The organism is Mycobacterium sp. (genome assembly GCF_032161845.1).
In the GTDB taxonomy this organism is placed as follows: Bacteria; Actinomycetota; Actinomycetes; order Mycobacteriales; family Mycobacteriaceae; genus Mycobacterium.
Genome location: NZ_JAVRQA010000398.1, coordinates 1 through 7,950, shown reverse-complemented (window position 1 = coordinate 7,950; position 7,950 = coordinate 1). Strand labels below are relative to the sequence as shown.

Here is a 7,950-nt window from a genome sequence, read left to right as displayed (position 1 = left end):
GGCTTGGCGCCGAACAGGGTGCGGCCCGAGTTGATCAAGTCGGGACGCGCCAGGAAGAAGTGCCTGTCGATCAGGAAGTATTCCTGCTCCGGCCCGCAGAACGACACGATGTGGTCGAAGTCCTTGTGACCGAACAATTTCAGGATGCGCTCGGCTTGTGCACCCATGGCCTGCTGGCTACGCAGCAGCGGCGTCTTGTAGTCCAGCGCCTCACCGGTCATCGAGACGAACACCGTCGGGATGCACAGCGTGTTGCCGTTGGGGTTCTCCAGGATGTAGGCCGGGCTGGTGACGTCCCAACCCGTGTAGCCGCGCGCCTCGAAGGTGCTGCGCAGTCCACCCGAGGGGAAGCTGGACGCGTCGGGCTCGCCCTGGATCAGGGTCTTGCCCGCGAACTCGGCGAGCGTGGTTCCGTCGCCCACCGGATCGAGGAAGCTGTCGTGCTTCTCTGCCGTGAGCCCGGTCATGGGGTAGAAGACGTGCGCGTAGTGGGTGGCACCTCTCGACAGCGCCCAGTCCTTCATCACCGAGGCGACGGAGTCGGCGATCGCCGGGTCCAGCTTGGCACCTTTCTCGATCGTCGCGACGACGGACTTGTAGACCGACTTCGGCAACCGCAACCGCATCTCGGCCAGGGTGAAGACGTTGGCGCCGAAGATCTCGCCGGGCGCCTCCCCAGGATCGAAGCTGAAGGGCGGACGCACATACGCCTCGACGCTGTTGATCGCCTGCAGACGGACTGCGTTTCCGCTCATGGAGTTCCTATCAACCCGTGAGTCCACAACTGGTTCGCGGACTAGACCGGCCCACACTAAGAACGCCACGTTCCGGGACTGTTACGTGCGCGTCACCGACAGAATGCGGGTACTCAGGAAGGGTGAAGACCGTTGCTGTCCCCTGCTTCTTGGCGGCGGCCTTGGTGCTGTCCGGGTGCGGCGAAACGCCCCCGACGCCGACCTCCAACTCATCGGCGACCTCGAGCGCACCCACCCCGACCACGACGGGACTATTGCCGGCCGGCGTGCCCACCGAAGGCCGCCGACCCCCGGCCGGTGATTTGCCGCCCCCCGCCGAACCAGGCCGGGCGCCGACGCCGAATGGCACTCCACCCGGTCGCATCGTGCCCGTGGGCGACGCAGCGGAGGGAGTGGTCGTCGACGCGATGAGCCGGACCGTCGCCGTCGCCAAACGCAATCCGAACGAACTGGTGCTACTCAACGCCGACACAGGCGATGTGACCAAGCGCGTTCCGCTGCCCGGCTTCGTCCGCCACCTCCAGCTCGCGAAGCCCGGCGGGCCCGTCCTGGTGCCCGTCGAGAGTGCCAACGCACTGGTCCGCGTCGACTTGCCCGGTGGGTCGGCCGAGCAGAAGATCATCACCGGCACCGTCCCGCACGACGCGTCCGAGGCACCGAACGGGACCGTGTTCGTGGCCAACGAGCACGGCGGCACGGTGACCGCCATCCGCGGCGACGACATCGTCAAGGTGTTCACCGACAGCGTCCAGCCCGCGGGCCTTGCGCCGGTCGGCAACTCGATGGGGCTGCTGGACGTCCGCAAGAACGACCTCACGGTGTACGACGCCGACACGCTCACCATTGTCGGATCCACACCCGCCGGGGCCGGGCCCACCCATTTGGTTGCGGACGAGCATGGCCGCTACGTCGCGGCCGACACCAGGGGCAATGCCGTGCGGGTCTTCACCACGGAACCGCGGGAAGTCAGCAGCGTGTCCCAGCCGGGCGCGCCCTACGGCATCGCGTACGACGCCGTACGCGACCGGCTATGGGTCGCCTCGTCGGCCACCAATGAGATAATCGGCTACGACATGGCAGCCGACGCACCGCGGGAAGTCGCTCGCATCGCAACCGTGCAGAACCCGTACACGCTCGGCGTCGACTCGACCACGGGGAAGCTATTCATCGCGGGCGTCACGGCAGGCGTGGTACAGATGATCGACGCACCGGCATAGGCTGGCAAGCATGGGAATTCGCCGCCGGATGACCGGCAGGGACGTCACCCGCGACATCGCCGTGAAGTACGACGAGCACGCTGTCGTCAGCACCGGCGCCGAGCACGAGGCGGCCGGCGTGAAGGCAGTGATGGTGTCCCTGCAGCGTGGCGTGACTTCGATGGGCCCGTTGCGCACCGCCGCCGCGCTCGTCCGGCTGAACCAGCGCAAGGGATTCGATTGCCCGGGCTGCGCCTGGCCGGAGGAACACGGCGGCCGCAAGTTCGCCGAGTTCTGCGAAAACGGTGCAAAGGCCGTCGCCGAGGAGGCCACCAAACGCGTCGTCACACCGGAGTTCTTCGCCCGCCATTCGATCGCCGACCTGACCGACCGACCCGAATACTGGCTCAGCCAGCAGGGCAGGCTCACCCACCCGGTGATCCTGCGGCCCGGGGATGACCACTACCGACCGATCAGCTGGGACCACGCCTACCACGTGATCGCCGAACACCTACGCGCGCTGGACAGCCCCGACGAGGCGGTGTTCTACACGTCTGGCCGGACCAGCAACGAGGCCGCATTCCTCTACCAGTTGCTGGTCCGCAGCTTCGGCACCAACAACCTGCCTGACTGCTCGAACATGTGCCACGAGTCATCGGGAGCGTCCCTCACCGACTCGATCGGCATCGGCAAGGGTTCGGTGACGGTCGAGGACCTCGAGGACGCCGACGTCATCCTCATCGCGGGGCAGAACCCCGGCACCAACCACCCTCGCATGCTGTCGGTCCTGGAGAAGGCCAAGGAGAACGGCGCGAAGATCGTTGCGATCAATCCGCTGCCCGAGGCCGGCCTGATGCGGTTCAAGGACCCGCAGAAGGTGCACGGCGTCATCGGGCACGGCATCGGCATCGCCGACGAGTTCGTCCAGATTCGGCTCGGCGGCGACATGGCCTTGTTCGCCGGGCTTGGCCGGCTGCTCCTGGAGGCCGACGACCGAGCGCCGGGAACCGTGGTGGACCGCGACTTCATCGCCGAGCACTGCGCGAACTTCGACGCCTACGAAGCGCAGACCCGCGCCGTCGACCTCGACACGGTGCTTGAGGCGACGGGCATCGACCGTGACCAACTCGAGCGGTTGGCCCAGCTGCTGATCGATTCCGAACGCACGATCGCCTGCTGGGCAATGGGTCTGACCCAACATCGTCACTCGGTTCCGATGATCTCCGAGCTCACCAACCTGCTGCTGATGCGCGGGATGATCGGCAAGCCGGGCGCTGGGGTGTGTCCGGTGCGCGGGCACTCCAACGTCCAGGGCGATCGCACCATGGGCATCTGGGAGAAGATGCCCGAGACGTTCCTCGCCGCGCTGGACCTCGAATTCGGCATCGCCAGCCCGCGCAAGCATGGCCTCGACACCGTCGACGCCATTCGCGCCATGCGCGATGGTCGGGCGTCGGTCTTCATGGGCATGGGTGGCAACTTCGCGATGGCGACCCCCGACACCGAGGTCACCGAGGCCGCCCTTCGCGGCTGCGCGCTGACCGTGCAGGTGTCGACCAAGTTGAACCGCAGCCACGTCGTGCACGGGACCACGGCAATCATCCTGCCGTCCCTCGGCCGAACCGACAAGGATTTACAGTCCGGCGTCAAACAGCAAGTCTCCGTAGAGGATTCGATGTCGATGGTGCATCTGTCCCGGGGCAGCCTGCAACCGCCGGGGCCGGACGTACGCAGCGAGGTCGCGATCGTCTCCCAACTGGCCCGCGCCTTGTTCGGCAAGGATCATCCGGTGCCGTGGGAGGCCTTTGCGGCCGACTACGACCGGGTCCGCGACGCGATCGCCGCCGTCGTGCCCGAATGCGCGGACTACAACCGGAAGGTGCGCCAACCCGATGGCTTCCAACTTCCCCACCCGCCACGCGATTCCCGCGAGTTCCCCACCACCACTGGCAAGGCCAACTTCGCCGTCAACCCGCTCGAGTGGATCCCCGTCCCCAAGGGTCGGCTGGTGCTGCAGACCCTGCGCAGCCACGACCAGTACAACACCACGATCTACGGTTTGGACGACCGCTACCGGGGCGTGAAGGGCGGCCGCCGGGTGATCTTCGTCAACCCGGCCGACATCGCCTCACTCGGCTTCAGCGAAGGCGACCGCGTCGACCTCGTCTCCGAATTCACCGACACCTCAGGCGAAGTCGAGGAACGCCGCGCCGAGGACTTCAAGATCGTTCCCTACTCGACACCGGTCGGCAATGCAGCGGCCTACTACCCGGAGACCAACTCGCTGGTTGCCCTCGATCACGTGGCGGCCAGATCGAACACGCCGGTTTCCAAGGCAGTGCAGATCCGGATGGAATCTCGTGGGTAGGGTCACCGCCCGCCGCAAGGCCAGCCACCTGACGTCCGACACCTCGAGCACCAGGCCCGAAACGCTGGCCGTCGAGGAGCCGATGGAGATCCGCATCAACGGCAGCGCGATCACCGTGACGATGCGCACCCCCGGGTCCGATGTCGAACTGGCCCAAGGCTTCATGCTCACCGAGGGCGTCATCGCTCGGCGCGACGACATCGCCACCGTGCAGTACTGCCGTGGCGCAGGCGAGGATGGCGTCAACTCCTACAACGTGCTCGACGTGACGTTGGCGCCGAACGTTCCCATGCCCGACGTGGACGTGACCCGCAACTTCTACACCACCTCGTCCTGCGGGGTGTGCGGAAAGGGCTCCATCGACGCGATCCAGCTGATCAGCCGCCACTCCCCCGGCGACGACCCCACCGTCGTGGCGTCGGAGACGTTGTCAGCCATGCCCGACCAACTCCGCAGTGCGCAACGGATCTTCGCCACCACGGGTGGTCTGCACGGTGCTGCTCTGTTCGGTGCGGACGGGACCATGCTCGTCGTCCGCGAGGACATCGGCCGGCACAACGCCGTCGACAAGGTCATCGGCTGGGCGTTGGAGAACGACCGGATCCCGTTGACCGGAACCGTCCTGTTGGTCAGCGGTCGCGCGTCGTTCGAGTTGACGCAGAAGGCGGTGATGGCGGGCATCCCCGTCCTGGCTGCGGTCTCGGCCCCGTCGTCACTCGCCGTCGACCTGGCCGGTCAGGCCGGCCTGACCCTGGTCGCGTTCCTGCGCGGCGACTCCATGAACGTCTACACCCGTCCGGACCGCGTCAAGCACTGACGGCACGCAAGCGGCTCATCTGCCCGCAATCTCCACCCGATCTCCACCCAGCCTCCAAGCTGAACCCTCCCCTCGTCACGGAACATCGAGTCCAGTCGATGCACGTACGCAAACAACGAGGGAACCATCATCATGGCCGAGATTCTGATCGCATCATGCCCGCCCGTCGGACACGTCGCCCCACTGCTCAACGTGGCGCGCGACCTTGTAATCCGCGGGCATGACGTCACCTTCCTCACCTCGGCGCGCCACGCCGACAAGGTCCGCGCCACGGGGGCCGTGCCGCACCCGCTGCCCTACGGCGCCGACTACGACGACTCGTCCTTCGACGACGACCTCCCCGGTCGCGCCGAGACGTCGGGTGTGGCCCGGGTCAACTTCGACGTCAAGCACGTCTTCGTACGACCGTTGCCACATCAGGCAGCTGCACTGGACGAACTGATGGCCGCCAAGAGGTACGACCTGATCCTGGCCGACGCCTTCTTCCTCGGCATCCTGCCGATGCTCCTTGGTGATCCCAAGGATCGGCCGCCGGTGCTCACCTACACAACCACACCGCTGTTCTTGTCCAGCCGCGACACCGCACCGGGCGGCACCGGAATCCTGCCCGGCACAGGACCTTTGGGACGCCTACGCAACCGCACGCTGAACGCCGTGGCGCAGAAGGTGCTACTGCGGGCTTCGCATCGCGCAGCCGACACCATGCTCGAAGCACTCAGCCTGCCGAAACTCCCTGTCTTCGTCTTGGATTCGGCCATTCTTGCCGACCGGCTGATCGTGCCCACCATCCCTGACTTCGAATACCATCGCAGCGATCTACCCGACCACGTGCGGTTCGTCGGCGCAGTCACTCCCGAGCCCGCCGACGGCTTCGTCGCGCCGCCGTGGTGGGGCGAGTTGTCCGCGGACCGACCCGTCGTCCACGTCACGCAGGGCACCATCGACAACGCCGACCTGAGCAGGCTGATCGAGCCGACCATCGAGGCACTTGCCGACGAGGACGTGACCGTCGTGGTGACCACCGGCGGCCGACCGGTGTCCCAGGTTCGTGGCCCACTGCCGTCGAACACGTTCGTCGCGGAGTTCATCCCGCATGACGTGCTCCTGCCCTCGGTGGACGTCATGGTCACCAACGGCGGGTACGGCGCGGCACAACGGGCACTGATGACCGGCGTGCCACTGATCGTTGCGGGCAACACCGAGGACAAGCCGGAGGTCGCCGCGCGCGTCGAATGGTTCGGCGCCGGAGTGAATCTGCGCACCGGGATCCCGACCGCCGCAATGGTGCGACGTGCGGTGCGCCAGGTGCTCGACGACGGTGGGTACCGGACCGCCGCGCGGAACCTGCAGCTCGCCTATGCGCAGCGCGACGGCATTGCCGAAATCGCCGCGCTGATCGACGAAGTCATCGACGAACGTCGAGGCTCTTACGAGTGCAACGTCGTTGCGGAGTCAGCGGAACGCTAGGCGCTCTTGTCGCGCCGTTCCGTACGCGTGGGCTTGCGCGGCACGATCGTCGGCAGCACGTTGTCCTCGACGGTCTCCTTGGTCACGACCACCTTGGCGACGTCGTCGCGGCTGGGGATGTCGTACATCACCGGCAGCAGGACTTCTTCCATGATGGCCCGCAGACCGCGGGCTCCGGTGCCCCGGTGGATGGCCTGGTCGGCGATCGCGTCCAGCGCTTCAGGAGTGAACTCCAGCTCGACGCCATCCATCTCGAACAGCCGGTTGTACTGCTTGACCAACGCGTTCTTGGGCTGCGACAGGATGGTGACGAGCGATTCCTTGTCCAGGTTGGTCACCGACGCGACGACCGGCAGACGGCCGATGAACTCGGGGATCAGACCGAACTTGATCAAGTCCTCGGGCATGACCTCGGCGAAATGATCCTGGGTGTCGATCTCGGCCTTCGAGCGGACCTCGGCACCGAATCCCAGGCCACGCTTGCCAACGCGATCCGACACGATCCGCTCCAGCCCGGCGAAGGCTCCCGCCACGATGAACAGCACGTTGGTGGTGTCGATCTGGATGAATTCCTGATGCGGATGCTTGCGACCACCCTGCGGCGGGACCGACGCCTGCGTGCCCTCGAGGATCTTCAGCAGCGCCTGCTGCACGCCTTCACCGGAGACGTCGCGGGTGATCGACGGGTTCTCGCTCTTGCGGGCGATCTTGTCGACCTCGTCGATGTAGATGATGCCGGTCTCCGCGCGCTTGACGTCGTAGTCGGCGGCTTGGATCAGCTTCAGCAGAATGTTCTCGACGTCTTCACCGACGTAGCCGGCTTCGGTCAGGGCGGTGGCGTCGGCGATCGCGAACGGAACGTTCAGCATCTTGGCCAACGTCTGCGCCAGGTAGGTCTTGCCGCAGCCGGTGGGACCAAGCATCAAGATGTTGGACTTGGCCAACTCGACGGGCTCGGCGCGCGAGTCGCGCGACTTCTCCTGGGCCTGGATGCGCTTGTAGTGGTTGTAGACGGCCACGGCCAGCGTGCGCTTGGCGGTGTCCTGACCGATGACATAGCCCTCGAGGAAGTCCCGGATTTCTACCGGCTTGGGCAGCTCGACAAGCTTGACGTCGTAGTCGGCGGCCTGGATCAGCTTGAGCAGGATGTTCTCGACGTCCTCGCCGACATAGCCCGCCTCGGTCAGCGCGGTGGCATCGGCGATCGCGAAGGGAACGTTGAGCATCTTGGCCAGCGTCTGCGCGAGGTAGGTCTTGCCGGAGCCGGTGGGGCCGAGCATCAGGATGTTGGACTTGGCGAGCTCGACGGTCTCGGCGCGGGAGTCGCGCATCTTCTCCTGGGCCTGG

The 7,950-nt window shown here is 66.3% G+C and carries 6 protein-coding genes; 4 read left to right on the top strand and 2 right to left on the bottom strand.

Going from position 1 to position 7,950, the window contains the following annotated elements; genetic code table 11:
- Positions 1-755: glutamine synthetase III domain-containing protein (locus tag QOD90_RS21550; protein ID WP_526352864.1), on the bottom strand; the 755-nt coding region annotated here is incomplete at its 3' end.
- 122 nt (positions 756-877) lie between these two features.
- On the opposite strand from QOD90_RS21550, the gene QOD90_RS21545 reads away from it, so the two are divergent.
- From QOD90_RS21545 to QOD90_RS21530, 4 genes are all read left to right on the top strand, one after another.
- On the top strand, positions 878-1,972 hold the full coding sequence (locus QOD90_RS21545; protein ID WP_526352863.1) for a YncE family protein: 1,095 nt from the start codon (positions 878-880) through the stop codon (positions 1,970-1,972).
- 10 nt (positions 1,973-1,982) lie between these two features.
- Positions 1,983-4,319, top strand: a complete 2,337-nt coding sequence (locus QOD90_RS21540) for an FdhF/YdeP family oxidoreductase (protein WP_526352862.1) — start codon at positions 1,983-1,985, stop codon at positions 4,317-4,319.
- Positions 4,312-5,136 (top strand): formate dehydrogenase accessory sulfurtransferase FdhD, encoded by an 825-nt coding sequence (gene fdhD / locus QOD90_RS21535; protein WP_526352861.1) that lies wholly within the window; start codon positions 4,312-4,314, stop codon positions 5,134-5,136. The genes QOD90_RS21540 and fdhD overlap by 8 nt, the downstream gene beginning before the upstream one ends.
- A 132-nt stretch (positions 5,137-5,268) precedes the next feature.
- The gene (locus QOD90_RS21530; RefSeq protein WP_526352860.1) at positions 5,269-6,603 is read left to right on the top strand and encodes a nucleotide disphospho-sugar-binding domain-containing protein; all 1,335 of its coding nucleotides are present in this window, start codon (positions 5,269-5,271) and stop codon (positions 6,601-6,603) included.
- Here QOD90_RS21530 and clpX read toward each other — a convergent pair.
- Complete coding sequence (gene clpX / locus QOD90_RS21525) at positions 6,600-7,883, bottom strand: ATP-dependent Clp protease ATP-binding subunit ClpX (RefSeq protein ID WP_526352865.1); 1,284 nt, start codon at positions 7,881-7,883, stop codon at positions 6,600-6,602. The two genes, QOD90_RS21530 and clpX, sit on opposite strands and share 4 nt — an antisense overlap.
- Between the last annotated feature and the right edge of the window lie 67 nt (positions 7,884-7,950).

Bases quoted from the DNA above. Each gene is read 5' to 3' on its own strand.
- QOD90_RS21540 (WP_526352862.1), top strand. From the start codon at position 1,983: ATGGGAATTCGCCGCCGGATGACCGGCAGGGACGTCACCCGCGACATC.
- QOD90_RS21530 (WP_526352860.1), top strand. From the start codon at position 5,269: ATGGCCGAGATTCTGATCGCATCATGCCCGCCCGTCGGACACGTCGCC.
- clpX (WP_526352865.1), bottom strand. From the start codon at position 7,883: ATGCTCGGCCCCACCGGCTCCGGCAAGACCTACCTCGCGCAGACGCTG.